The organism is Pseudomonas sp. p106 (assembly GCF_003936645.1).
GTDB classification, from domain to species: domain Bacteria; phylum Pseudomonadota; class Gammaproteobacteria; order Pseudomonadales; family Pseudomonadaceae; genus Aquipseudomonas; species Aquipseudomonas putida_E.
In genome coordinates, this window is sequence record NZ_RHQR01000021.1 from 73,650 (window position 1) to 98,223 (window position 24,574).

At 63.4% G+C, this 24,574-nt stretch carries 20 protein-coding genes and 2 tRNA genes; 20 read left to right on the forward strand and 2 right to left on the reverse strand.

The window, feature by feature from the left end:
* Position 1: 1 nt before the first annotated feature.
* Entirely contained in the window at positions 2–973 is a 972-nt protein-coding gene (locus EGJ09_RS22065) for a tRNA-dihydrouridine synthase (protein ID WP_046786541.1), read from the forward strand.
* A 149-nt stretch (positions 974–1,122) separates the two neighbouring features.
* Positions 1,123–1,566, forward strand: a complete 444-nt coding sequence (locus EGJ09_RS22070) for an Hsp20 family protein (RefSeq protein WP_012313453.1) — start codon at positions 1,123–1,125, stop codon at positions 1,564–1,566.
* A gap of 119 nt (positions 1,567–1,685) precedes the next feature.
* On the opposite strand, the gene EGJ09_RS22075 is transcribed toward EGJ09_RS22070, so the two are convergent.
* Together EGJ09_RS22075 and EGJ09_RS22080 are read right to left on the reverse strand one after the other, a co-directional pair.
* On the reverse strand, positions 1,686–4,982 hold the full coding sequence (locus EGJ09_RS22075; RefSeq protein WP_125924771.1) for a PAS domain S-box protein: 3,297 nt from the start codon (positions 4,980–4,982) through the stop codon (positions 1,686–1,688).
* 60 nt (positions 4,983–5,042) lie between these two features.
* Positions 5,043–5,921, reverse strand: a complete 879-nt coding sequence (locus EGJ09_RS22080; RefSeq protein ID WP_125924772.1) for a LysR family transcriptional regulator — start codon at positions 5,919–5,921, stop codon at positions 5,043–5,045.
* Between the two features lie 130 nt (positions 5,922–6,051).
* On the opposite strand from EGJ09_RS22080, the gene leuC reads away from it, so the two are divergent.
* From leuC to EGJ09_RS22170, 18 genes are all read left to right on the forward strand, one after another.
* Positions 6,052–7,485 carry a 3-isopropylmalate dehydratase large subunit gene (gene leuC, locus EGJ09_RS22085; RefSeq protein WP_046786538.1) on the forward strand — a complete coding sequence of 478 codons (1,434 nt, stop codon included), beginning with the start codon at positions 6,052–6,054 and terminating at the stop codon, positions 7,483–7,485.
* Positions 7,482–8,126 (forward strand): 3-isopropylmalate dehydratase small subunit, encoded by a 645-nt coding sequence (leuD, locus tag EGJ09_RS22090; RefSeq protein ID WP_046786537.1) that lies wholly within the window; start codon positions 7,482–7,484, stop codon positions 8,124–8,126. The genes leuC and leuD overlap by 4 nt, the downstream gene beginning before the upstream one ends.
* A gap of 87 nt (positions 8,127–8,213) precedes the next feature.
* On the forward strand, positions 8,214–8,978 hold the full coding sequence (locus EGJ09_RS22095; protein ID WP_125924773.1) for a class I SAM-dependent methyltransferase: 765 nt from the start codon (positions 8,214–8,216) through the stop codon (positions 8,976–8,978).
* Between the two features lie 54 nt (positions 8,979–9,032).
* On the forward strand, positions 9,033–10,115 hold the full coding sequence (gene leuB / locus EGJ09_RS22100; protein WP_115275634.1) for a 3-isopropylmalate dehydrogenase: 1,083 nt from the start codon (positions 9,033–9,035) through the stop codon (positions 10,113–10,115).
* Between the two features lie 63 nt (positions 10,116–10,178).
* Positions 10,179–11,291: an aspartate-semialdehyde dehydrogenase gene (gene asd, locus EGJ09_RS22105; protein ID WP_046786534.1), complete on the forward strand. Its 1,113-nt coding sequence runs from the start codon at positions 10,179–10,181 to the stop codon at positions 11,289–11,291.
* A 141-nt stretch (positions 11,292–11,432) separates the two neighbouring features.
* Entirely contained in the window at positions 11,433–12,437 is a 1,005-nt protein-coding gene (locus EGJ09_RS22110; RefSeq protein WP_115275635.1) for an aspartate-semialdehyde dehydrogenase, read from the forward strand.
* A 70-nt stretch (positions 12,438–12,507) separates the two neighbouring features.
* Entirely contained in the window at positions 12,508–15,198 is a 2,691-nt protein-coding gene (locus tag EGJ09_RS22115) for a FimV/HubP family polar landmark protein (protein ID WP_125924774.1), read from the forward strand.
* A 98-nt stretch (positions 15,199–15,296) separates the two neighbouring features.
* A complete protein-coding gene (gene truA / locus EGJ09_RS22120) occupies positions 15,297–16,151 on the forward strand; it encodes a tRNA pseudouridine(38-40) synthase TruA (protein ID WP_046786531.1) in 855 nt (284 codons plus the stop codon).
* Positions 16,152–16,211: 60 nt separating this feature from the next.
* Positions 16,212–16,832 (forward strand): phosphoribosylanthranilate isomerase, encoded by a 621-nt coding sequence (locus EGJ09_RS22125; RefSeq protein WP_012313464.1) that lies wholly within the window; start codon positions 16,212–16,214, stop codon positions 16,830–16,832.
* 223 nt (positions 16,833–17,055) lie between these two features.
* The gene (gene accD, locus EGJ09_RS22130) at positions 17,056–17,949 is read left to right on the forward strand and encodes an acetyl-CoA carboxylase, carboxyltransferase subunit beta (RefSeq protein WP_012313465.1); all 894 of its coding nucleotides are present in this window, start codon (positions 17,056–17,058) and stop codon (positions 17,947–17,949) included.
* Positions 17,949–19,235, forward strand: coding sequence for a bifunctional tetrahydrofolate synthase/dihydrofolate synthase (gene folC / locus EGJ09_RS22135; RefSeq protein ID WP_046786530.1), 1,287 nt, complete (start codon positions 17,949–17,951; stop codon positions 19,233–19,235). The genes accD and folC overlap by 1 nt, the downstream gene beginning before the upstream one ends.
* Positions 19,236–19,239: 4 nt before the next feature.
* Positions 19,240–19,899 carry an SPOR domain-containing protein gene (locus tag EGJ09_RS22140; protein WP_115275640.1) on the forward strand — a complete coding sequence of 220 codons (660 nt, stop codon included), beginning with the start codon at positions 19,240–19,242 and terminating at the stop codon, positions 19,897–19,899.
* Positions 19,900–20,016: 117 nt separating this feature from the next.
* On the forward strand, positions 20,017–20,574 hold the full coding sequence (locus EGJ09_RS22145; RefSeq protein ID WP_012313468.1) for a CvpA family protein: 558 nt from the start codon (positions 20,017–20,019) through the stop codon (positions 20,572–20,574).
* Between the two features lie 42 nt (positions 20,575–20,616).
* Complete coding sequence (gene purF, locus EGJ09_RS22150) at positions 20,617–22,122, forward strand: amidophosphoribosyltransferase (protein ID WP_046786528.1); 1,506 nt, start codon at positions 20,617–20,619, stop codon at positions 22,120–22,122.
* Positions 22,123–22,138: 16 nt separating this feature from the next.
* A complete protein-coding gene (locus tag EGJ09_RS22155; protein ID WP_039603172.1) occupies positions 22,139–23,350 on the forward strand; it encodes an O-succinylhomoserine sulfhydrylase in 1,212 nt (403 codons plus the stop codon).
* Positions 23,347–24,120 (forward strand): SDR family oxidoreductase, encoded by a 774-nt coding sequence (locus EGJ09_RS22160; RefSeq protein ID WP_125924775.1) that lies wholly within the window; start codon positions 23,347–23,349, stop codon positions 24,118–24,120. The genes EGJ09_RS22155 and EGJ09_RS22160 overlap by 4 nt, the downstream gene beginning before the upstream one ends.
* 220 nt (positions 24,121–24,340) lie before the next feature.
* Positions 24,341–24,416, forward strand: a tRNA-Val gene (locus EGJ09_RS22165).
* 80 nt (positions 24,417–24,496) lie between these two features.
* Positions 24,497–24,573: transfer RNA gene (locus EGJ09_RS22170), tRNA-Asp, on the forward strand.
* Position 24,574: the final 1 nt, after the last annotated feature.

Here is a 24,574-nt window from a genome sequence, read left to right on the forward strand (position 1 = left end):
AATGCAAATTGCCCTGGCCCCTATGGAGGGGCTGGTCGACAACATCCTGCGCGACGTTCTGACCCGAGTGGGCGGCATCGATTGGTGCGTCACCGAGTTCATCCGCGTGTGCGACCGCCTGTTGCCTGCTTCTTCCTTCGACAAGCTCGCACCTGAACTGCGTCAGGGCGCGCGCACGGCTGCCGGTGTACCAATGCGTGTGCAGTTGCTGGGCTCGGACCCCGTCTGCCTGGCCGAAAACGCTGCGCTGGCCTGTGAGCTGGGGGCGCCGGTGATTGACCTTAATTTCGGTTGCCCGGCCAAGACCGTGAACAAGTCACGCGGCGGCGCAGTGCTGCTCAAGGAACCCGAACTGCTGCACGCCATCGTGCGTGAAGTGCGGCGCGCAGTGCCGGCGCACATCCCGGTCACCTCCAAGATGCGCCTTGGCTTCGATACCCCGGACGGTGCGCTCGATTGTGCGACCGCGCTGGCTGAGGGCGGCTCGGCGCACCTGGTGGTACATGCACGCACCAAAGTCGAGGGCTATAAGCCGCCAGCGCACTGGGAGTGGGTGGCGCGGGTGCAGGATGTGGTCAAGGTGCCGGTGTTCGCCAACGGTGAGATCTGGACCGTGGACGACTGGCGGCGTTGCCGCGAGGTAAGCGGCGCCGAGGACATCATGCTCGGGCGGGGGCTGGTGTCGCGGCCGGACCTGGCCTTGCAGATTGCGGCTGCGCGGGACGGGCGTGAGTACCAGCCGATGAGTTGGGAGGCGTTGTTGCCTTTGCTGCGCGAGTTCTGGCGCCAGGCCCAGGCCAAGCTGTCGCCGCGCTACGCACCGGGGCGGATGAAGCAGTGGTTGGCGATGCTCACGCGGAGCTACCCCGAGGCGGTGCTGCTGTTTGCCGAGCTGCGCAGGGAAGATGATTGCCAGCGGATCAGCCGGTTACTGGGCGTTGAAGTGCAGGCATTCGAGGAATGTGTCGCCTGATCAGTTCTGCCTGGGGCCGGTAAAGCCGCCGCAAAATTTTTTGTTTTTGCCCCTTGAAAGCCATCTCCTGAGCCCTATTTATTCAGTACGCGATGCCGAAGCCGGGTCGCGTAGTGACTTTACTTGCTGAATCTCAGGAGTTTATGACCATGACTACCGCTTTCTCTCTTGCACCTCTGTTCCGCCATTCCGTTGGCTTCGACCGTTTCAACGACCTGTTCGAGTCTGCGGCACGTAACGAGGCGGGTAGCAGCTACCCTCCCTACAACGTTGAAAAGCATGGCGATGACCACTATCGCATCGTCGTTGCCGCAGCCGGTTTCCAGGAGCAGGACCTCGACCTTCAGGTCGAGAAAGGCGTCCTGACCGTGATCGGCGGCAAACGCGAAAACGGCGCCGCAGAAGTGACCTACCTGCACCAGGGCATCGCCCAGCGCGCGTTCAAGCTGTCGTTCCGCCTGGCGGACCATATCGAGGTCAAATCGGCAGGCCTCGCCAATGGGCTGCTCAGCATTGACTTGCTGCGCATTGTGCCGGAAGAAGCCAAGGCCAAGCGCATCCCGATCAATGGTGACAAACCAGCACTCAACTGAGGCTGGCGGCGTTATCAGGGCTGCTACGCAGCCCATCGCCGGCAAGCCGGCTCCTACCCTGTGGGAGCCGGCTTTCCTGCATTGGGCCGCCTGGCGGCCCCAAATCCTTTTTTCCTTGCTCAGAAATCGGCGGGGGCCTCCAGCAGCATCTGCCGGAACTCCGGTAGCGGCAGCGGCCGGCTGTGCAGGTAACCCTGGTACAGGTGGCACCCCAGCCGCTCCAGAAATTCCAGTTGCTCTGTCAGCTCCACGCCTTCGGCGATCACCGCCAGGTCAAGGCTGCGCGCCATGGCGACGATGGCGCGGACAATCTCGGCGTCGTTGGAGTCTTGCGGGGCGTCGCGCACGAAGGTCTGGTCGATCTTCAGCGCGTCCACCGGCAAGCGCTTGAGGTAGGTCAGCGAGGAATAGCCCGTACCGAAATCGTCCATGGCGAAGCTCACCCCATAGCGTTTGAGCTCGCGCATCTTGCTGATGGTGTCTTCCAGGTTCTGGATCACGATGCCCTCGGTGATTTCCAGCTTGAGCATGTGCCGTGGCAAGCGATAGTCGTCCAGGCTGCGCAGCACCCGTTGGACGAAGTCGTTCTGGCGGAACTGCCGGGGGCTGATGTTCACGCACAGGCTGAAATCATCGGCATCGATCAACCCGTCTGCGAGCATGCGCGAACAAGCGTCGCAGGCTTCGTCGAGTATCCAGCTGCCAACTTCCAGGATCAGGCCGCTTTCCTCCAGCACCTGGATGAACTGAGCCGGCGGTTGCTGGCCCAATTGCGGGTGATGCCAGCGCAACAGTACCTCGGCTCCGATAATGCGGTTGTCGCGGGCATCCACCTGGGGCTGAAAGTGCAAGGCCAGCTCGCCCCGTGCCAGGGCCAGGCGCAGGTCGCTTTCCATGCGCAGGCGCTCGCTGGCGGCCTTCTGCATGGTGGTATGGAACAGCTGGGTGGTGTTGCGCCCTGAGTCCTTGGCGCGGTACAGGGCGATGTCGGCGCGTTTGAGCAGGTCGGCGGGGGTGGTGCCGTGGTCGGGGATCAGTGCCACGCCAATGCTTGGGGTTACCTGCAGACGCTGGCCGTCCAGCGACATGGGTTCGGCCAGCAGTTCGCGCAGGGTATCGGCCAGCTCCCGAACCTTGTTCTCCACCGCTTCGCGGCTGCCTTCCAGGCCACTGAGCAGTACCACGAATTCATCGCCACCCAGGCGTGCCACCGTGTCTTCCAGGCGCACACTGGCTTCCAGGCGGGCGGTGATGATCTTCAGCACCGTGTCGCCCACCGGGTGGCCGAGGGAGTCGTTGATGTGCTTGAAATGGTCGAGGTCGAGGAACAGCAGGGCGCCGCGCAGGTTGTGCCGGCGCAGCAGGGCGATCTGTTGGCTCAGGCGGTCCATCAGCAAGGCGCGGTTGGGCAGGTTGGTCAGCGGGTCGTGGTAGGCCAGGTGGCGGATCTGTGCCTGGGCATTCTTCAACTGGCTGACATCGCGCGCAGTGAGTAACAGGCAATCGGCCTCGTTGAGGCTGATCGGCTCAACCGATACTTCCACAGTGAGAATGTCGCCACGTTTGTTGCGCCCGAGCATCTCCCGGTGGTGTACCCGGCCACGCTCCTTCAGCTCCACCAGCAACGCGTTGCGCTGCTTGTCATCGGCCCAGATACCCAGCTCGTAGACGCTGCGGCCGATCACTTCGGCGGTGCTGTAGCCGGTCAGCCGGCAGAAGCCATCGTTGACTTCCACATAGCGACCGCTGTGGCGCTCGGTGATGGTGATGGCGTCCGGGCTGGAGTGAAATGCCTTGGCGAACTTCTCTTCACTGGACTTGAGCGCCGCTTCGGCCCGTTGCTGCTGGGTTATATCGCGCAGGGTCGTGACGCTGCAGGGCTGGTTGTCGACGCTGACCAGCCGGCTGGAAATCACACAGGTCAGTGGTGAGCCGTTGCGGTGGTTGACCACCACGGCGACATTGCTCAGGGCCTGTTCGCGGATAACCCGTTCGATGCGGTGGGCGCGTTCGATCGACTCGGCCCACAGGCCGATCTGTTCGGCGGTGCGGCCGATCACCTGTTCGGCGCTCCAGCCAAAGGTCTGGGTGAAGGCCGGGTTGATCTCGATGAACTGGCCAGTGTCCTGGCGGGTTACGCAGATCGGGTCGGGGCTGACCTGGAAAAGGCTGGCGAACTTCTCTTCCGAGGCGCTAAGGCGCAGTTCGCGCTCGACCTGCTCGGTGATGTCCAGAAGGGTGCCAGCCATGCGCAACGGGTTGCCGTGCTCGTCGCGGTACAGGCGTGCGCGGCTTTCGATGTAGCGTGAAGCGCCGTTTTCCAGTTGCACCCGGTAGGTTATCTGGTAGTTGCCTTCTGGGCCTTCGCGCAGGCTGCGGTAAGCCTGGCGCATGCCATCGCGTTCGTCCTGGGGCACGCCTTCGAAAAATGCGTCGAACGATTCGTGAAAGGGTATCGGGTCCAGCCCGTGCAATTGTGCGGCACGGGCCGAGCCATAGAGCATGCCGCTGGGTATGTGCCAGTCCCAGGTGCCCAGTTGCGCCGAGTCCAGGGCCAGGTCAAGGCGTTCCTGGCTATCCTTGAGCGCTTGCTCGGCGCGTTTGCGCTCGGACGTGTCGACGAAGGTGCTGAGCAGGAACGTCACCCCTTCCAGTTCGATGCCCTGGGCGCACAGGATGCCGTCGTGGATCTTGCCGCTGCTGGCGCGCAACTGCACTTCCAAGATGGCCGGGCCGCCGCTGGCACGGGTCGCATCCAGTACCAGGTGACGCTGCTCCGGGGTTGCCCAGAGGCCCAGCTCCAGGGTGGTCTTGCCGATCACTTGGTCACCGGGCCAGCCGAACATGTCTTCGAAATGCTGGTTGACTTCAAAAATCATGCCGTCGTGGTGGCGGGTGAGCAAAATTGCGTTGGGGCTCAGGTGGAAAAGGGTGGCAAAGCGTTTCTCCGAGTTGATCAGGGCGGTTTCCCGCTCGCGCTGGCGGGTTATCTCGCGGATTACCCCGATCATCTGAGGCCGGCCCTGGCGGTCATGGGTCAGGCTGCCGTTGATTTCCAGCCAGTGCAGGCTGCCATCCGGCCAGCGGATGCGGTGGCGCATGGCTTTCTCGGCCGGTTCACCGTTGACCACTGCCTGGAACAGTTGGCGTGTGCGGGCGCGATCTTCTTCCGGCAACAGGTCCAGGTAGTCGATGTCGTTGGGCAAGGGGCGCTGCGGATCGAAACCGAACAGTGCCTGGGTGCCGCGCGACCAGCTGACCCGCCCACTGTCGATGTCCCACAGCCAGGCGCCCAGGCGGGCACCATTGAGCGCAGCCAGCAATTGCGGAGCGTTCTGCCAGGCCAGTTCCGACTCCTGGGGGTCGGCCGCAGGGATGCGCGGCAGGCGCGGAAAGCGGTTTGCTGATTTGGGCATGGATACCAGACCTTTGGCGTTTGACGCGTCCCTGGTTGGAAGTGCAGGGCTGACGACCGGTCAGGCGGCCCCTGCGTGACTGTCGAGCAGGGCCATGAAGGCCCGGGCGGCGTTCGATAGCGTTCGCTCGGTATGCAGTATGTAGCCTAGCTGGCGTGACAGCTGTATGCCGGGCAAAGCGATGGGTGCAACCTGCTCGTCGAGCATGGTGCGCGGCAGCACGCTCCAGGCCAGGCCGATCGAGACCATCATCTTGATGGTTTCCAGGTAGTTGGTGCTCATGGCGATGTTCGGGGCCAGGCCCTGGCTTTCGAACAGGCGCTGGACGATGTGGTGGGTGAAGGTATTGCCGCCGGGGAATACCGCCGGATGGCGGGCAACGTCAGCCAGGCTGACCTGGGTATTGCTGGCCAGCGGGTGCTCGGGGGCTGCGACGAAATCCAGCGCGTCGTCCCAGATGGGCATGGCCTTGATCAGGTGATGGGGCTCTGGTGCCAGGGTGATGACCGCTATCTCGGCGCGGCCATGCAGAACCTCGTCATAGGCCGCCTCTGAATCGAGGAACTGGATATCCAGCGCAACGGCCGGGTACTGGCGAGTGAATGCTCGCAGCAGCGGGGGCAGGCGGTGCAGGCCAATGTGATGGCTGGTGGCGAGGGTCAGGCGACCACTCACCTGCCCGGTCAGGTTGGTCAGCGCACGTCGGGTATCATCGAGGACGTTGAGGATCTGATAGGCGCGCGGCAGCAGGGCGCGGCCGGCTTCGGTCAGGGTCACCTCGCGGCCCAGGCGATCGAACAGGCGCACGTCCAGCTGTTGCTCCAGCCCGGCAATGCGCTTGCTGATGGCCGGTTGGGTCAGGTGCAGGCGTTCGCCGGCACCGGAAAAGCTGCCGGTCTCGGCAATGGCAATGAAGGCGCTGAGGTTGGCCAGGTCCATCGTTCGAATTCCTGATGGTTATGCAAAGCATGAAAATTATGAATTTGAGTTATTCAATCTATCGCCATAGCATCGTCCGTACAAGCCAAGGGGTCTTTGGCATAGAAAGACGCTGATGAGGAACAGTCTGATGGCTGGCAAAACGCTCTACGACAAACTCTGGGAAGCCCATGAGGTCAAGCGCCGTGATGACGGCTCGTCCTTGATCTACATCGACCGCCATATCATTCACGAAGTGACCTCGCCCCAGGCCTTTGAAGGCCTGCGCCTGGCCAACCGCAAGCCGTGGCGCATCGATGCCAACATCGCCACCCCGGACCACAACGTGCCGACCACCCCGGAACGCAAGGGCGGGATCGAGGCCATCGTCGACCAGGTGTCGCGCCTGCAGGTGCAGACCCTCGATGAGAACTGTGACGAATACGGCATCGTCGAATTCAAGATGAATGACGTGCGCCAGGGCATCGTCCATGTCATCAGCCCCGAGCAGGGCGCCACCTTGCCCGGCATGACCGTGGTCTGTGGCGACTCGCACACTTCCACCCACGGCGCTTTCGGGGCCTTGGCCCATGGTATCGGCACCTCCGAGGTCGAGCATGTGCTCGCCACCCAGTGCCTGGTCGCCAAAAAGATGAAGAACATGCTGGTGCGCGTCGAGGGCACATTGCCTGCCGGCGTGACGGCCAAGGACATCGTGCTTGCCGTGATCGGCAAGATCGGTACCGCCGGTGGCAACGGCCACGCCATGGAATTTGCTGGCAGCGCCATCCGCGCCCTGTCCATGGAAGGCCGCATGACCATCTGCAACATGTCGATCGAGGCCGGTGCACGGGTTGGCCTGGTTGCGACCGATGCCACCACCATTGCCTACGTCGAAGGCCGCCCTTATGCGCCCAAAGGCGAGCAGTGGGAGCGTGCGGTCGAGGCGTGGAAAGACCTGGTATCCGATGACGATGCGGTATTCGACACCGTGGTCGAGCTCGATGCAGCGCAAATCAAGCCGCAGGTCAGCTGGGGCACGTCGCCCGAGATGGTCCTGGCCGTCGACCAGCGTGTGCCGGACCCTGCCGCCGAAGCCGATCTGGTCAAGCGTGGCTCGATCGAGCGCGCCCTCAAGTACATGGGCCTGAGCGCCAACCAGGCGATCACCGATATCCAACTGGACCGCGTGTTCATTGGCTCCTGCACCAACTCGCGGATCGAAGACCTGCGCGCCGCAGCCGAAATCGCCAAAGGCCGCAAGGTCGCTGCCACCGTCAAGCAGGCCATCGTCGTGCCGGGTTCGGGCCTGGTCAAGGCCCAGGCCGAGCGTGAAGGCCTGGACAAGATCTTCCTCGAGGCTGGTTTCGAATGGCGTGAGCCAGGCTGCTCGATGTGCCTGGCGATGAACCCGGACCGCCTGGAAAGCGGCGAGCATTGCGCGTCCACGTCCAACCGCAACTTCGAAGGCCGTCAGGGCGCCGGTGGCCGTACCCACCTGGTCAGCCCGGCCATGGCTGCCGCTGCGGCGGTGACTGGTCACTTCATCGATGTTCGCGAGTTGATCCAAGGGAGCGCAGCATGAAAGCCTTTACCCAGCACACCGGCCTCGTCGCGCCGTTGGACCGTGCCAACGTCGACACCGATCAGATCATTCCCAAGCAGTTCCTCAAGTCGATCAAGCGTACCGGCTTCGGCCCCAACCTGTTCGACGAGTGGCGTTACCTGGACGTCGGCCAGCCTTACCAGGACAACAGTAAGCGCCCGCTGAACAAAGAGTTCGTGCTCAACCACGAGCGCTACCAGGGTGCCAGTGTGTTGCTGGCGCGGGAGAACTTCGGCTGTGGTTCGAGCCGTGAGCACGCCCCTTGGGCGCTGGACGAATACGGCTTCCGCAGCGTGATCGCGCCGAGCTTCGCCGACATCTTCTTCAACAACAGCTTCAAGAACGGCTTGTTGCCGATCATTCTGAGCGATGAGGAAGTCGACGAGCTGTTCAAGCAGGTCGAAGCCAACCCTGGCTACCAGTTGACCATCGACCTGCAGGCACAGGCGGTGACCCGTCCGGATGGCAAGGTGCTGCACTTTGAGATCGACGCGTTCCGCAAGCACTGCCTGCTCAATGGCCTGGACGATATCGGCCTGACCTTGCAGGACGGCGAGGCGATCAAGGCGTTTGAAGGCAAACACCGCACCGCACAGCCTTGGCTGTTCCGTGATGCCTGAATGATGTAATCGGGTTTGCTGGCCTCATCGCCGGCTAGCCGGCGATAGCGGCCGTAGAGACAACCCAAAATCAAAAGGAATGCGCCCATGACCAGCACCACCCACACCGATGTGGTCCAACGCCAGTTCGGCGAACAGGCCAGTGCCTACCTCAGCAGCGCCGTGCACGCCCAGGGCAGTGAATTCGCCCTGCTGCAAGCCGAGCTGGCGGGGCAGGGTGCGGCTCGCGTGCTGGACCTGGGCTGTGGTGCCGGTCATGTCAGCTTCCACGTAGCGCCTCTGGTGGCAGAGGTGGTCGCCTACGACCTGTCGCAGTCGATGCTTGACGTGGTTGCCAGCGCCGCCGCCGAGCGCGGCCTGGGCAATATCACCACCGAGCATGGTGCCGCCGAACGCCTGCCGTTCGCCGATGCCTCGTTCGATTACGTCTTCAGCCGCTACTCGGCGCACCACTGGAGCGACCTGGGTGTGGCGTTGCGCGAAGTGCGTCGGGTGTTGAAGCCGGGCGGGGTGGCAGCCTTCATTGACGTGATGTCGCCGGGCAGCCCGTTGCTCGATACCTATTTGCAAACGGTTGAAGTGCTGCGCGACACCAGCCACGTACGCGATTATTCTGCCGCCCAGTGGCAGCGCCAGGTCAGCGAAGCTGGCCTGCATGCCCGCAGCCACACCCGTCAGCGCCTGCGCCTGGAGTGGGCCTCGTGGGTCGAGCGCATGCGCACGCCCGAGCCGCTGCGCGTGGCCATACGCCAGTTGCAGCAAGCCATGGGCGAGGAAGTGCGGCAGTATTACCAGATTGAGGCAGACGGCTCGTTCAGCACCGACGTGATCGTGTTGTGGGCAGAGCGCTGAGTTTTTTACGGTGCGGCCGGGCTGGCCGCACCGCTTGAATGGATAGAGGAAAGCATGAGCAAGCAGATTCTGATTCTCCCAGGTGATGGCATTGGTCCGGAAATCATGGCCGAGGCGGTCAAGGTGCTGGCGCTGGCCAACGACAAGTTCCAGCTCGGCTTGAGCCTCGAGCACGACGTGATCGGCGGTGCTGCCATCGACAAGCACGGCGTGCCGCTGGCCGACGAGACCCTGGAACGTGCGCGCCAGGCCGATGCCGTTCTGTTGGGCGCTGTGGGCGGGCCGAAGTGGGACAAGATCGAGCGGGACATCCGCCCTGAGCGCGGCCTGCTGAAAATCCGCTCGCAGCTGGGCCTGTTCGCCAACCTGCGCCCGGCCATCCTCTACCCGCAACTGGCCGATGCCTCGTCGCTCAAGCCGGAAATCGTCTCGGGCCTGGACATCCTCATCGTCCGTGAGCTGACCGGCGGCATCTACTTTGGTGCCCCGCGTGGCCAGCGTGAACTCGAAGGCGGCGAGCGTCAGGCCTACGACACCCTCCCGTACAGCGAGAGCGAAGTGCGCCGTATCGCCCGCGTCGGCTTCGACATGGCCCGCGTGCGTGGCAAGAAGCTGTGCTCGGTGGACAAGGCCAACGTCCTGGCCTCCAGCCAACTTTGGCGTGAAGTGGTCGAGGACGTGGCCAAGGACTACCCGGACGTAGAACTGAGCCACATGTATGTCGACAACGCTGCCATGCAACTGGTGCGCGCGCCCAAGCAGTTCGACGTGATGGTGACCGACAACATGTTCGGTGACATCCTGTCGGATGAAGCTTCCATGCTGACCGGTTCGATCGGCATGCTGCCTTCGGCGTCGCTCGATGCCAATAACAAGGGCATGTACGAGCCTTGCCACGGCTCGGCGCCGGACATCGCCGGCCAAGGCATTGCCAACCCGCTGGCGACCATTCTGTCGGTGTCGATGATGCTGCGTTACAGCTTCAACCAGCAGGCCGCAGCCGAGGCCATCGAGCAGGCGGTAAGCCAGGTCCTGGACCAGGGCCTGCGTACCGGTGACATCTGGTCGGCCGGTTGCAGCAAGGTAGGTACGCAGGAAATGGGCGACGCAGTAGTCGCAGCGCTGCGGAATCTGTAATCTCTCTGGCCCGCCACCGTTTTTGGTCGGTGGCGGCCCACTTTTAGCAAAGGTGTAGTTGCGATGAAACGTGTAGGTCTGATCGGTTGGCGCGGCATGGTCGGTTCCGTGCTCATGCAGCGGATGCTGGAGGAGCAGGATTTCGACCTTATCGAGCCGGTGTTCTTCACTACCTCCAATGTCGGTGGCCAGGGCCCGAACGTGGGCAAGGATATTGCTCCGCTCAAGGACGCTTATTCGATTGAAGAACTCAAGACCCTCGACGTGATCCTGACCTGTCAGGGCGGCGACTACACCAACGAGGTCTTCCCCAAGCTGCGTGAAGCCGGCTGGCAGGGGTACTGGATCGATGCTGCCTCGTCGCTGCGCATGCAGGACGATGCGGTGATCGTGCTCGACCCGGTCAACCGCAAGGTGATCGACCAGCAGCTCGATGCCGGCACCAAGAACTACATCGGCGGCAACTGCACCGTCAGCCTGATGCTGATGGGCCTTGGCGGCCTGTTCGAAGCGGGCCTGGTCGAGTGGATGAGCGCCATGACCTACCAGGCGGCGTCCGGTGCCGGTGCGCAGAACATGCGTGAGCTGATCAAGCAGATGGGTGCTACCCACGCGGCAGTTGCCGATGACCTGGCCAACCCGGCCAGCGCCATCCTCGACATCGACCGCAAGGTGGCCGAGGCCATGCGCAGCGAGGCCTACCCGGCCGAGAACTTCGGCGTGCCCCTGGCGGGCAGCCTTATCCCATGGATCGACAAGGAGCTGCCGAACGGCCAGAGCCGTGAAGAGTGGAAGGCCCAGGCCGAAACCAACAAGATCCTCGGCCGCTTCAAGAGCCCGATCCCGGTCGATGGCATCTGCGTGCGCATCGGCGCCATGCGCTGCCACAGCCAGGCACTGACCATCAAGCTGAACAAGGACGTGCCGCTGGCCGATATCGAAGGCATGATCAGCCAGCACAACCCGTGGGTGAAGCTGGTGCCGAACCAGCGCGAGATCAGCATGCAGGAGCTGACCCCGACCAACGTCACCGGTACCCTGAACATTCCGGTGGGCCGTTTGCGCAAGCTGAACATGGGCTCGCAGTATCTGGGCGCGTTCACCGTCGGCGATCAGCTGCTGTGGGGTGCTGCCGAGCCGCTGCGCCGCATGCTGCGGATTCTGCTCGAGCGTTGATCGTTCTGCGTTGAACAGAAAACCCGCGCTGGTGACAGCGCGGGTTTTTTTATGGTGCGCCCCACAGGGCCAGCACAGACAAAACGGTACAATCCGAGTAAAGTGCCGCCCCCCCGCCGTTACAGCAAAAGGATCCTCTCCATGACCCAACCCTTGGACATCGCCGTCGTCGGCGCCACCGGTAGCGTCGGTGAAACCTTGGTACAGATTCTCGAAGAATTGCACTTCCCGGTCGGCACGCTGCACCTGCTGGCCAGCATGGAGTCGGCGGGCAGCAGCGTGATGTTCGCCGGCAAGAAGGTCAAAGTGCGTGAGGTCGACAGTTTCGATTTCACCCAGGTCAAACTGGCCTTCTTCGCCGCCAGCCCGGCCGTCAGCCGTAGCTTTGCCAGCAAGGCCCGTGAGGCCGGCTGCACGGTCATTGACCTGTCTGGCGGCCTGGATGACGCCCTGGCGGTCGTGCCTGAGGCCAACGCCGAGCGCATCGCCGGCCTGGCGCTGCCGGCGTGCATCGCCAGCCCCAGTGCCGCAGCCGTGGCCTTGGCCGTCGCGCTGGCGCCACTGAAGGGGCTGTTGGAGATCGAGCGCGTGCAGGTCATGGCCGCGCTCGCGGTGTCTGCCCAGGGCCGGGAGGCTGTCAACGAACTGGCCCGGCAGACCGCCGAGTTGCTCAACGCCCGCCCGCTGGAGCCGCGTTTCTTCGATCGCCAGGTGGCGTTCAACCTGCTGGCCCAGGTCGGTGCGGCAGACGAACAGGGCCACACCGCGCTCGAACGCCGCCTGGTTGATGAGCTGCCGGTGCTGTTGGGGCAGCCGGAACTGAAGATTTCCGTGACCTGCGTTCAAGTCCCGGTGTTTTTTGGCGATAGCTTCAGTGTGGCGGTACAGAGCCGTAATCCGGTGGATCTTGTTGCGGTCAATGCCGCGCTGGAGGGTGCCGACAGTGTCGAGCTGGTCGAGCGGGATGATTATCCGACCCCGGTAGGGGACGCAGTAGGGCAAGACGTGGTCTATGTTGGTCGTGTACGCCATGGTGTTGACGAAGACCAGCAGCTCAACCTGTGGCTGACCACCGACAACCTGCGCAAGGGCGCTGCGCTCAACGCCGTGCAGGTGGCGCAATTGTTGATTAAACACATAGCGTAAAAGATACTGGCGAGCACTTTTGTCCCGCACCGCATGCGGTTTCGGGACGATTCATACAAGGGATGAGGTCATGCTTCGAATTCGCAAACTGGTTCTGGCCATGGCGGCAGCGTCGGCGCTGTCATCTGGCATGGCGAATGCCCTGGGGTTGGGTGAGCTGACGCTCAAGTCGGCGCAGAACCAGCCGCTGGACGCCGAGATCGAATTGCTCGATGTGCGCGACCTCACCGCTGCCGAAGTGGCACCAAGCCTGGCGCCGCCGGAAGAGTTCAGCAAGGCCGGGGTGGAGTATCCGGGCTACCTTGAGGACCTGAGCTTTACCCCGGTGATCAACCCCAATGGCAAGAGCGTGCTGCGGGTAACCTCCAGCCAGCCGCTGCCGGGCTCGGTGGTCAAGTTTCTGGTCCAGGTGATGTGGCCCCAGGGCCGCCTGCTGCGTGACTACAGTGTGCTGCTCGACCAGGCCAAGGCCCAAGGCGAGCAGCCTGCCGCGGCCAATGTCACCCCGGCAACCAGCAGCGCCGGCAGCTACACCACCAAACGCCGCGATACCCTTTGGCAGATTGCTGCGCGCAATACCCAAAGTGGTGGCTCGGTGCAGCAGACCATGATCGCCATTCAGGCGCTGAACCCGGATGCCTTTATCGGCAACAATATCAACCAGTTGAAGGTTGGCCAGGTGTTGCGCCTGCCCGATCGTCAGCAGGTCCAGAGCATCCCCCAGGCCGAGGCCAATCGCGAAGTGGCCGAACAGTACGCCGCCTGGCGTGAGGGCCGGCGCCTCGGCCCCCGCGCCAGGCAGTTGGACGCCACCCGTCGCGGCGCTGCCGATGCGGCGCCGGAACGTATCGCCCAGGGCGACAACCTGCGCCTGGTCAGCCCAGGCAACCAGCCTGGCGCTGGCGATGCCAAGGCGCTCAACGACAAGCTGGCCGTGGCCCAGGAGAGCCTGGACACCAGCCGTCGTGACAATGAAGAACTCAAGAGCCGGATGAGCGACCTGCAAAGCCAGCTGGACAAGCTGCAGCGCCTGATTCAGCTCAAGAACGACCAGCTGGCACGCCTGGAGGCACAGGGTGCTGCCGGGGAGCCGGCATCGGCCGCCGCCTTGCCTGGTGAATCGGCCCCGGCGCAGCCTGCAGGCAACGCCCAGGTACCGCCCGCCGAGCCCGTCGTGGCACCGGCGCCGGCTGCCGTCGACACCGCGCCTGGCTCTGCCCCGGCTGGCGAGGATGCCCCAGCCGCCCAGCAGCCGGGCGCGCTGGATGAGATGCTGGGGAATCCGTTGGTGCTGGGCCTGATCGCAGGTTCCGCATTCCTCGTGCTGCTGTTGCTGCTGTTGCTGCTGGCGCGCCGACGCAAAGCCCAGCAGGAGGCCGAAAAGCACCTGCGTATGGCGCGGGCACTGGCCGAGGAGGGCGAGCGTAACCCCGACCTCGACCTGCCTTCGAGCAGCTTCGATGAGCTGGAAGTGTCGGCGCCTGGCGTAACCCTGTCGCCGGCGGTGGTAGCGGCTTCGGCTGCTGCAGCCGTTGCGGCGGAAAAACCCGTAGCCCCAGCCCCCGTTGCCGCGCCATCACCGGCACAGGACCCGAATGCCGAGCTGTTGGCTGAGGTCGAGCAGAGCCTGGCCAGCGGCCGTCTGAACCATGCGGCCGACCTGTTGGAGACGGCCGTCGCTGCGCAACCGGAGCATGATGGCCTGCGGTTGAAGCTGATGGAGGTTTATGCGCGCCAGGGTGACCACAGCGCATTCGTGGAGCAGGAGCGCAAGCTGCCGGGCAGCGAAGAAAATATCGCGCAGGTCAGTCAGCTCAAGGAGCATTACCCGGCCATGCTCGGCATCGCCGCAGCGGGGCTGGGGGCTGCGGCGCTGGCTGCCGAGCTGGATGAGCAGTATGTGCAGGATCTGTTGCAGGATGAGGCGCAGCCGCCGGCAGAGGTCGATGCCGAGCCTGAGCCTGACGCTGTTGCTGAGCCTGAGCCTGAGCCTGAACCTGAACCGCAAGCCGAGGCCGATGCTCAAGCGCCTGCTCTTGATGATAATGGTCTGGACAGTGCCTTCGACCTTGACCTGGGTGACGATCTGCCCCTGAACGACCTTGAACCGCCGATGCTCGATGAAGCGGCGTTGACGGATCTGCAGGTAAATGACGAGCCGCTCGCCGCCGCTGATCCTGCCGTGCAGGAAGCAGATGCCGATGCCGATGCCGACTTCGAAGCCTTGCTGGCGCAGGCTCAGGCCGAACCGCAGAGCGTCGATGATCTGGCGGACTTCGACCTGGACATCGGTGAGCCGAGCGTTGCCGAACCGGTCGAGGAAGAGCCGGTCGACGTTGCTGCCGAACTGGCCGCTTTCGATTCCATCCCTGAGTTCGACCCGATTTCCGAGCTGGAGCTGCCGGAAGACTTCGACCTGTCGCTGTCGCTGGATGACCAGTCACCGGCTGCCAAGAGCTTTGCTTCGGAGCTGAGCGACGTCAACGCCGAACTGGACAAGCTCTCGCAGAATCTCGAGTCGCCGTCGCTGGCGCCGCACTTCACCGCTGCCGATGCTGCCCAGGAGCCGGAACCTTTGGACGACCTGGACTTCGATTTCTTCTCCGGCAGCGACGAAGTGGCCACCAAGCTCGATCTGGCACGTGCCTATATCGACATGGGCGACCATCAGGGTGCGCGTGACATCCTCGATGAAGTGGTCAAGGATGGCGACGACACCCAACGTCAGGAAGCCGAAGACATGCTGTCCCGGCTGGTCTGAAGGCCTCACCTGCAGCGTAAAACCAACGGCAGCCCAACAAGGCTGCCGTTGTCGTTATAATCCCCGGCACTTCGTATTGCCCCACAGGTTTCACGCTCTTGGACATCATCGACACCGCTGCCACCGAATCGGCCGCCGAAGGCTTCACCCGCATTGCCCTGGGCGTGGAATACAAGGGTTCGCGCTACCGCGGCTGGCAACGCCAGGCCAGCGGTGTGCCCAGTGTCCAGCAGGCACTGGAGCAAGCCCTGTCGAAAGTGGCCAACGAGCCCATCACGGTGGTCTGCGCCGGGCGTACCGACGCCGGTGTGCATGGGTGTGGGCAGATCGTGCATTTCGATACCCGCGCCAATCGCGACGAACGCGCCTGGACCCTGGGCAGCAACTTCAACCTGCCCCATGACATCAGTGTGGTCTGGTCGCGGCCGATGCCTGCGGATTTCCATGCGCGCTTCAAGGCCACCGCCCGGCGCTACCGTTATGTCATCTACAACGACCCGATCCGCCCGGCACACTTGGCCGAGGAAGTGACCTGGAATCACCGGCCGCTTGATGTAGAACGCATGGCCGATGCTGCGCAGTTCCTGCTGGGTACCCACGACTTCAGTGCCTTTCGCGCCAGCCAGTGCCAGGCCAAGTCGCCGATCAAGCATATTCATCACCTGCGGGTCACCCGTCACGGGCAGATGATCGTGCTGGATGTGCGGGCCACCGCTTTCCTGCACCATATGGTGCGCAACATTGCCGGCGTGCTGATGACCATTGGTGCAGGTGAGCGCCCTGCGGGCTGGGCCCGTGAAGTGCTGGAAGGGCGCAACCGGCGCGAAGGCGGTGTGACGGCCCATCCGTACGGCCTGTACCTGGTGCAGGTAGAGTACCCGGAGGAATTCCAGCTGCCACAGCGTTACATTGGCCCACACTTTCTGACCGGCTACGAGGCGTTGGCCGACTGACGGGCGAAAACGCTTTTGCTACCATCGGGCCTTTCAGTGTTTTCTCAGGGTTTGCAGTCCATGAGCAATGTTCGCAGCAAGATCTGCGGGATTACCCGCATAGAAGACGCGCTGGCCGCCGCCGAGGCGGGGGCCGATGCCATCGGCTTCGTTTTCTATGCCAAAAGCCCGCGCGCCGTCGACGTGCGCCAGGCGCGGGCGATCATGGCCGAGTTGCCACCCTTCGTGACTACGGTCGGCCTGTTCGTCAACGCCTCGCGCTGCGAACTCAACGAGATCCTCGAGGCTGTGCCGCTGGACCTGCTACAGTTCCACGGCGACGAAACCCCGGCTGACTGCGAAGGCTACCACCGCCCCTGGATCAAGGCGCTGCGAGTGCGCCCGGGTGATGACCTGGAGGCTGCCTGCCGGCACTATGCCGGTGCGCGTGGCATCCTGCTCGACACCTATGTTGCCGGCGTACCCGGTGGTACTGGCGAGGCGTTCGACTGGTCGCTGGTGCCTTCACGGCTGAGCAAGCCGATCATTCTTGCCGGAGGCTTGTCGGCCGGCAATGTCGGCCAGGCCATCGCCCAGGTGCGGCCGTATGCGGTGGATGTCAGTGGTGGTGTGGAGCAGGCCAAGGGCATAAAGGACGCGGCGAAGATCGAAGCGTTCATGCGCGCGGTGAAACAGGCGTGATGCCAGATGTGACGGCTGGCTGCGCGCCATCGTCCATAGCTATCGCAGCCCTGCGGGGCGGCTGCCGGCATGCCGGTTGGCCAAAGAATACGTTGAAGACGGTGCGGTACGCAGGCAGCCCCTGTGGCCGGCTCGTCATCGTTTGACAGAAGAATTTGAGCTCAAAGGGCAGGGCATGGCCGGCCAGACTGGTCCCCGCCCGCCAATACTGGAGAAATAAAGCATGAGCAACTGGTTAGTCGACAAACTGATCCCTTCGATCATGCGTTCCGAGGTGAAGAAGAGCTCGGTGCCAGAAGGCCTGTGGCACAAGTGCCCAGCCTGTGAGGCCGTGCTGTATCGTCCGGAGCTGGAAAAGACCCTGGATGTCTGCCCCAAGTGCAACCACCACATGCGTATTGGCGCACGTCAGCGCATCGACATCTTCCTCGATGCTGAAGGCCGCGCCGAGCTGGGTGCCGAGCTGGAGCCGGTCGACCGCCTGAAATTCCGCGATGGCAAAAAGTACAAGGACCGCCTGGTCGGTGCCCAGAAGCAGACCGGCGAGAAGGACGCCCTGATCTCCATGAGCGGTACCCTGATGGGCATGCCGATCGTGGTCAGTGCCTTCGAATTTTCCTTTATGGGTGGTTCCATGGGCGCCGTCGTCGGTGAGCGTTTTGTCCGCGCCGCCAACCATGCCCTGGAAAACCGCTGCCCGATGATCTGCTTCTCGGCCTCCGGTGGTGCGCGCATGCAGGAAGCGCTGATCTCGCTGATGCAGATGGCCAAGACCTCGGCCGTGCTGGCCCGCCTGCGCGAAGAGGGCATTCCGTTCATCTCCGTATTGACCGATCCGGTCTACGGCGGTGTTTCCGCCAGTCTGGCGATGCTCGGCGATGTCATTGTCGGTGAGCCGAAGGCGCTGATCGGCTTTGCCGGCCCGCGCGTGATCGAGCAGACCGTGCGCGAAAAGCTGCCTGAGGGCTTCCAGCGCAGCGAGTTCCTGCTGGAGCACGGCGCCATCGACCTGATCATCTCGCGTGGCGAGCTGCGTCCACGCCTGGCGCGTCTGCTGGCGCAGATGACCGGCCAGGAAACTCCCGAGCAGGCACGCGAGGCCGCTGCGGTCGCCTGATGAAAGACAGAACCCTGGGCGAATGGCTCGCCTACCTCGAGCAGTTGCACCCCTCGGCCATCGACATGGGGCTGGAGCGTTCGCAAAAGGTGCTTGCACGATTGGCCCTGGGCAAGCTGGCGCCCCGTGTGGTGACCGTCACCGGCACCAACGGCAAAGGCTCGACCTGTGCCTTCGTGGCGTCGATGCTGCGTGCTCAGGGGCTCAAGGTTGGCGTGTACAGCTCGCCACACCTGTTGCGTTACAACGAACGGGTGCTGATCGATGGCCAGGAGGCCAGTGATGAGCGCCTGTGCGAAGCCTTTGCGGCCGTCGAGGCGGCGCGAGGCGAGATTTCCCTTACCTATTTCGAGATGGGCACCCTGGCGGCATTCTGGCTGTTCTACCAGTCCGGGCTGGATGCCGTGGTGCTTGAAGTAGGCCTGGGTGGTCGTCTGGATACCGTGAACGTCGTCGATGCCGACCTGGCCCTGGTGACCAGTATCGGCGTCGACCATGTCGATTACCTGGGCGATACCCGCGAGTTGGTAGCCTTCGAGAAGGCTGGCATCTTCCGCCCGGGCAAGCCGGCATTGTGCGGTGACCTGGATCCCCCTCGGCCATTGTTGGACAAGGCGCGTGAACTGGCGGCGCCGTTGTTCCTGCGGGGGCGTGACTTCGATCTGACCAGTGCCGATAGTACTTGGCACTGGCGCGGGACAGCAGCAGATGGCGCGGTGGTGGAGCTGTCAGGCCTGCCGCTGCTCGACCTGCCGATGGAGAACGCCACCCTGGCCCTGCAGGCTTACCTGCTGATGGGGCTGCCTTGGGATGCCGGGCAAATTCGTCAGGCGCTGCTCGATACCCGTATCACCGGGCGGCTGGACCGTCGCACGTTCAGTTGGCAAGGCAAGCGCGTGGAGCTGTTGCTGGATGTGGGGCATAACCCCCATGCAGCAGAGTACCTGGCGCGTCGCCTGTCAGCGCGACCGCTCAAGGGCCGGCGCCTGGCAGTCTTCGGCCTGCTGGCGGACAAGGACCTGGCGGGCGTCCTGGCGCCGTTGCAGGGCCTGGTCGACGACTGGGCGGTGGCGCCTTTGCAGTCACCGCGCAGCCGTCCGGCCGCCGAACTCGTCGGCGCCTTGACGAACCTCGGCGCGTCGGTGAAGTCTTATGCCAGCGTCGGCGCCGCTCTTGATGGGCAATGCGCTCAGGCGACGGCGGATGACCAGATCCTGCTGTTCGGTTCGTTTTTCTGTGTTGCCGAGGCCCTGGAATGGCTGGGGCAGCAGGCCCTGGAGGGGTGAGTAGATGGCAGTGCTGGATAAAGGGATGAAACAGCGCATGGTGGGTGCGTTGGTGCTGGTGGCGCTGGCGGTGATTTTCTTGCCGATGCTGTTCACCCGCGAGGACGAAATGCGCCAGGTGCGCGTCGAGGCCCCGCAGGCTCCAGCGATGCCGAGCTTGCCTGAAGTCAAGGTAGAGCCGGTTGCAGTGCCCGAGCCGCAACCGCTGCCGCAAGAGCCGCAGCAGGCACCTGTGGTAGTCAATGAGTCCTCGGCCCCGGTGGCCACGCCGAGCCAGCCGATCACGCCTTCGCCGCAAACCCAGGCTCAAGTTCAGCCCAAGCCGCAGGCGCCTGCTCCGGCATCCAAGGCCCAGGTGCAGCCGGCCGCTACGCCTGCGCCAGCAGCAAGCGCTACCGCACCGTCGAAAATCGACGTCAACGGCTTGCCGGTGAGCTGGTCGATCCAGCTGGCCAGCCTGTCCAATCGCGCCGGAGCCGAGAACCTGCAGAAAACCCTGCGCAGCCAGGGTTACAATGCCTACATTCGTTCGGCCGGTGGCATGAATCGGGTGTATGTGGGGCCGCTGATCGAGCGTGCCGAGGCTGAGCGCCTGCGTGATGCAATCAATCGGCAGCAGAAGCTGAAGGGCTTTGTGATCCGTTTCCAGCCAGAACGCGGTTGATTCCAGGGGGCTGCCCTGCAGCCCATCTGCGGGCTGGCCAATCGGCCTGACATTCCGCTTACTCCCGGCCCTTTGCTCTGGTAAAATGCGCCGCCTCAAACGTCTGCAGGCAGCACCGTGGCATTTACCTGGGTTGATTGGGCGATCATCGCGATCATCGCCGTTTCCACACTGATCAGTCTCAAGCGCGGCTTCGTCAAGGAAGCCTTGTCCCTGCTCATCTGGATCATTGCCGGTGCAGTCGCCTGGATGTTCGGTGGGTCGCTCTCGGTGTATCTTGAAAGCTACATCCAGACCCCATCGATGCGCATCATCGCTGGCTGCGCCATTCTTTTCGTCGCCACCCTGCTGGTGGGCGCGATGGTCAATTTCCTGGTCGGTGAGCTGATCCGCGTGACCGGGCTGTCCGGTACCGATCGTTTTCTCGGCATGGCCTTCGGCGCGGCGCGCGGAGCCTTGCTGGTGGTGGTCGCCATCGGTCTGCTCAGCCTGGGGCCGGTGCAGCAGGATACCTGGTGGCAGGAATCTCGCCTGATACCACAATTTCTATTGGTCGCTGACTGGTCGAAGAACCTGATCCTGGGTTTCACCAGCCAGTGGATGTCCAGTGGGGTGATCAGCACTCCGGCTGATCTCCCGTTCAAGGAACAGTTGCTCGGGCCTGCAAAGCCTTGAGCGCTATTCACTCAAGTTTCATCAAAGTAGGGGTTGCGTCGCATGTGTGGCATCGTCGGTATCGTCGGTAAGTCGAACGTCAATCAGGCGCTGTATGACGCGCTTACGGTCCTCCAGCACCGCGGCCAGGACGCTGCAGGTATCGTGACCAGCCACGACGGCCGGTTGTTCCTGCGCAAGGATAATGGCCTGGTGCGCGATGTCTTCCAGCAGCGCCACATGCAGCGCCTGGTAGGCCATATGGGTATCGGCCACGTCCGTTACCCGACTGCGGGCAGTTCGACCTCGGCCGAAGCCCAGCCGTTCTATGTCAACTCGCCGTACGGCATCACCCTGGCGCACAACGGCAACCTGACCAACGTCGAGCAGTTGGCCAAGGAGATCTACGAGTCCGACCTGCGCCACGTCAACACCAACTCCGACTCGGAAGTGCTGCTGAACGTGTTCGCCCATGAGCTGGCGGTGCGTGGCAAGCTGCAGCCCACCGAAGAAGACGTGTTCGCCGCCGTTTCCCACGTGCACAGCCGCTGCGTTGGCGGTTACGCGGTGGTGGCGATGGTTACCGGCTACGGCATTGTCGGCTTCCGTGACCCTAACGGCATTCGCCCGGTGGTGTTCGGCCAGCGTCATACCGACGAAGGCGTTGAATACATGATCGCCTCGGAAAGCGTTGCCCTGGACGTGCTCGGCTTCACCCTGATCCGCGACCTGGCGCCGGGCGAAGCGGTGTACATCACCGAAGAAGGCCAGCTGTACACCAAGCAGTGCGCTCAAAGCCCGAAACTGCAACCGTGCATCTTCGAGCACGTCTACCTGGCCCGTCCGGACTCGATCATGGATGGCGTTTCGGTATACAAGGCGCGCTTGCGCATGGGCGAGAAGCTGGCCGAGAAGATCCAGCGCGAGCGCCCGGACCACGACATCGATGTGGTCATCCCGATCCCTGACACCAGCCGCACCGCCGCCCTGGAGCTGGCCAACCACCTGGGCGTCAAGTTCCGCGAAGGCTTCGTGAAAAACCGCTACATTGGCCGTACCTTCATCATGCCCGGCCAGGCTGCACGCAAGAAATCGGTGCGCCAGAAGCTCAACGCCATCGAGCTGGAGTTCCGCGGCAAGAACGTGATGCTGGTCGACGACTCGATCGTACGCGGCACCACCTGCAAGCAGATCATCCAGATGGCCCGCGAAGCCGGCGCGAAAAACGTCTACTTCTGTTCCGCGGCCCCTGCAGTGCGTTACCCCAACGTCTACGGCATCGACATGCCGAGCGCTCACGAGCTGATCGCCCACAACCGCACCACCGATCAGGTGGCCGAGTTGATCGGCGCCGACTGGCTGGTCTATCAGGACCTGCCGGACCTGATCGAATCGGTCGGTGGCGGCAAGATCAAGATCGAGCACTTCGATTGCGCGGTGTTCAACGGTGAATACGTCACCGGCGACATCGACGAGGCCTACCTCGACCGCATCGAGCAGGCTCGCAATGACCTGGCCAAGGTGAAGAACCAGGCGGTCAGCGCGATCATCGACCTCTACAACAACTGATTTGGAGAGCGACGGCATGACGGATCAATGGGATGCCGGGCGACTGGACAGTGACCTCGAGGGTGTCGGCTTCGACACCCTGGCGGTGCGTGCCGGTCAGAACCGTACACCGGAGGCGGAGCACAGCGAAGCGCTGTTCCTGACCTCCAGCTATGTCTTCCGCACGGCCGCCGATGCGGCCGCGCGCTTTGCCGGTGAAACCCCGGGCAACGTCTACTCGCGCTACACCAACCCGACCGTGCGTGCCTTCGAGGAGCGCCTGGCGGCAATGGAAGGTGCCGAGCAGGCCGTGGCCACCTCTACCGGCATGGCGGCGATCCTCGCCGTGGTGATGTCGTTGTGCAGCGCCGGCGACCATGTGCTGGTGTCGCAGAGCGTGTTCGGCTCGACGATCAGCCTGTTCGAGAAGTACTTCAAGCGTTTCGGCGTACAAGTGGATTACGTGCCGCTGGTCGATCTGGCGGGTTGGGACAAGGCCATCAAGGCCAATACCAAGCTGCTGATCCTCGAGTCGCCTTCCAACCCGTTGGCCGAACTGGTGGACATTGCCGCGCTGGCCGAGATTGCCCATGCCCGTGGTGCCATGCTGGTGGTGGACAACTGCTTCAGCACCCCGGCGCTGCAGCAGCCGCTCAAGCTTGGCGCTGACATCGTGTTCCATTCTGCTACCAAGTTCATCGACGGCCAGGGCCGTTGCATGGGCGGCGTTGTGGCCGGGCGCAGCGAGCAGATGAAAGAAGTGGTGGGCTTTTTGCGCACCGCCGGCCCGACCCTCAGCCCGTTCAACGCCTGGATCTTCACCAAAGGCCTGGAAACCCTCAAGCTGCGCATGCGTGCGCACTGCCAGAGCGCTCAGCAACTGGCCGAGTGGCTGGAGCAGCAGGAGGGTATCGAGAAGGTGCATTACGCCGGCTTGCCAAGCCATCCGCAGCACGAACTGGCCAAGCGCCAGATGAGCGGCTTTGGTGCGGTGGTGAGTTTCGAGGTCAAGGGTGGCAAGGAAGGCGCCTGGCGCTTCATCGATGCCACGCGGGTGATCTCGATCACCACCAACCTGGGTGACAGCAAGACCACTATCGCGCACCCGGCCACCACCTCCCACGGCCGCCTGACGCCGCAGGAGCGTGAGGCTGCGGGTATTCGCGACAGCCTGATCCGCGTTGCCGTCGGCCTGGAAGACGTGGCTGACCTGCAAGCCGACCTTGCGCGTGGGCTGGCAGCGCTGTGATCGACTGGAAGGGCGGCGGGCCGGGCCATAACGGCCGGGTAGCCCTGGTAACCGGTGCCGCACGCGGCATCGGCCTGGGCATTGCTGCCTGGTTGATCTGCGAGGGCTGGCAGGTGGTGCTGAGCGACCTGGACCGCGCTCGCGGCGCCAAGGTCGCCAAGGCCCTGGGTGAAAACGCCTGGTTCATCACCATGGACGTAGCCGACGAAGCTCAGGTCAGTGCCGGGGTTTCCGAGGTGTTGGGGCAGTTCGGGCGGCTGGACGCGCTGGTGTGCAACGCGGCCATCGCCAACCCGCATAACCAGACCCTGGAGAGCCTGAGCCTGGCGCAATGGAACCGTGTGCTGGCGGTCAACCTCAGCGGCCCGATGCTGTTGGCCAAGCACTGCGCGCCTTACTTGCGAGCGCACAATGGTGCGATCGTCAATCTGGCCTCGACCCGTGCCCGGCAGTCCGAGCCGGATACCGAGGCCTATGCAGCAAGCAAGGGCGGCCTGGTGGCGTTGACCCATGCCCTGGCCATGAGCCTGGGCCCGGAGATCCGCGTCAATGCCGTGAGCCCGGGCTGGATCGATACGCGCGACCCTGCGCAACGCCGTGCCGAGCCGTTGAGCGATGCCGACCATGCCCAGCATCCGACGGGCAGGGTAGGGACGGTGGAAGACGTGGCGGCCATGGTTGCTTGGCTGTTGTCGCGCCAGGCAGCTTTCGTCACTGGCCAGGAGTTCGTGGTCGATGGCGGCATGACGCGCAAGATGATCTATAGCTGAGCTGCAAGCTGCAAGAGGGGGCCGTGAGGTCCCTTCGTCATTTGCCGGGCTTGGAAATCGGGCCAGCGCCACCTGGCTTTTTCTTGCGGCTTGCAGCTTGAAGCTTGCAACTGCTCTCCCACCCTTTTCAAAAAAAATTCAACGGGGCTATTGACTTAGCATCGGCACCTGCGTAAATTTCGCGGCCTCAGCGAAGCAAACGCAACAAGCAACATCGCGAGGGTGATTAGCTCAGCCGGGAGAGCATCTGCCTTACAAGCAGAGGGTCGGCGGTTCGATCCCGTCATCACCCACCACTTCCTGAGCGTTCCTGGTGCACGATGCTTCGAAAGAGGCAGATGGCCAGAGAGGAACAAGGCCTGATAAGCCACTATGCGCAGCGGTAGTTCAGTCGGTTAGAATACCGGCCTGTCACGCCGGGGGTCGCGGGTTCGAGTCCCGTCCGCTGCGCCAT

Coding starts and splice junctions, on each gene's coding strand:
- EGJ09_RS22065 (WP_046786541.1), top strand. CDS start 2: ATGCAAATTGCCCTGGCCCCTATGGAGGGGCTGGTCGACAACATCCTG.
- EGJ09_RS22070 (WP_012313453.1), top strand. CDS start 1,123: ATGACTACCGCTTTCTCTCTTGCACCTCTGTTCCGCCATTCCGTTGGC.
- EGJ09_RS22075 (WP_125924771.1), bottom strand. CDS start 4,982: ATGCCCAAATCAGCAAACCGCTTTCCGCGCCTGCCGCGCATCCCTGCG.
- EGJ09_RS22080 (WP_125924772.1), bottom strand. CDS start 5,921: ATGGACCTGGCCAACCTCAGCGCCTTCATTGCCATTGCCGAGACCGGC.
- leuC (WP_046786538.1), top strand. CDS start 6,052: ATGGCTGGCAAAACGCTCTACGACAAACTCTGGGAAGCCCATGAGGTC.
- leuD (WP_046786537.1), top strand. CDS start 7,482: ATGAAAGCCTTTACCCAGCACACCGGCCTCGTCGCGCCGTTGGACCGT.
- EGJ09_RS22095 (WP_125924773.1), top strand. CDS start 8,214: ATGACCAGCACCACCCACACCGATGTGGTCCAACGCCAGTTCGGCGAA.
- leuB (WP_115275634.1), top strand. CDS start 9,033: ATGAGCAAGCAGATTCTGATTCTCCCAGGTGATGGCATTGGTCCGGAA.
- asd (WP_046786534.1), top strand. CDS start 10,179: ATGAAACGTGTAGGTCTGATCGGTTGGCGCGGCATGGTCGGTTCCGTG.
- EGJ09_RS22110 (WP_115275635.1), top strand. CDS start 11,433: ATGACCCAACCCTTGGACATCGCCGTCGTCGGCGCCACCGGTAGCGTC.
- EGJ09_RS22115 (WP_125924774.1), top strand. CDS start 12,508: ATGCTTCGAATTCGCAAACTGGTTCTGGCCATGGCGGCAGCGTCGGCG.
- EGJ09_RS22125 (WP_012313464.1), top strand. CDS start 16,212: ATGAGCAATGTTCGCAGCAAGATCTGCGGGATTACCCGCATAGAAGAC.
- accD (WP_012313465.1), top strand. CDS start 17,056: ATGAGCAACTGGTTAGTCGACAAACTGATCCCTTCGATCATGCGTTCC.
- folC (WP_046786530.1), top strand. CDS start 17,949: ATGAAAGACAGAACCCTGGGCGAATGGCTCGCCTACCTCGAGCAGTTG.
- EGJ09_RS22140 (WP_115275640.1), top strand. CDS start 19,240: ATGGCAGTGCTGGATAAAGGGATGAAACAGCGCATGGTGGGTGCGTTG.
- purF (WP_046786528.1), top strand. CDS start 20,617: ATGTGTGGCATCGTCGGTATCGTCGGTAAGTCGAACGTCAATCAGGCG.
- EGJ09_RS22155 (WP_039603172.1), top strand. CDS start 22,139: ATGACGGATCAATGGGATGCCGGGCGACTGGACAGTGACCTCGAGGGT.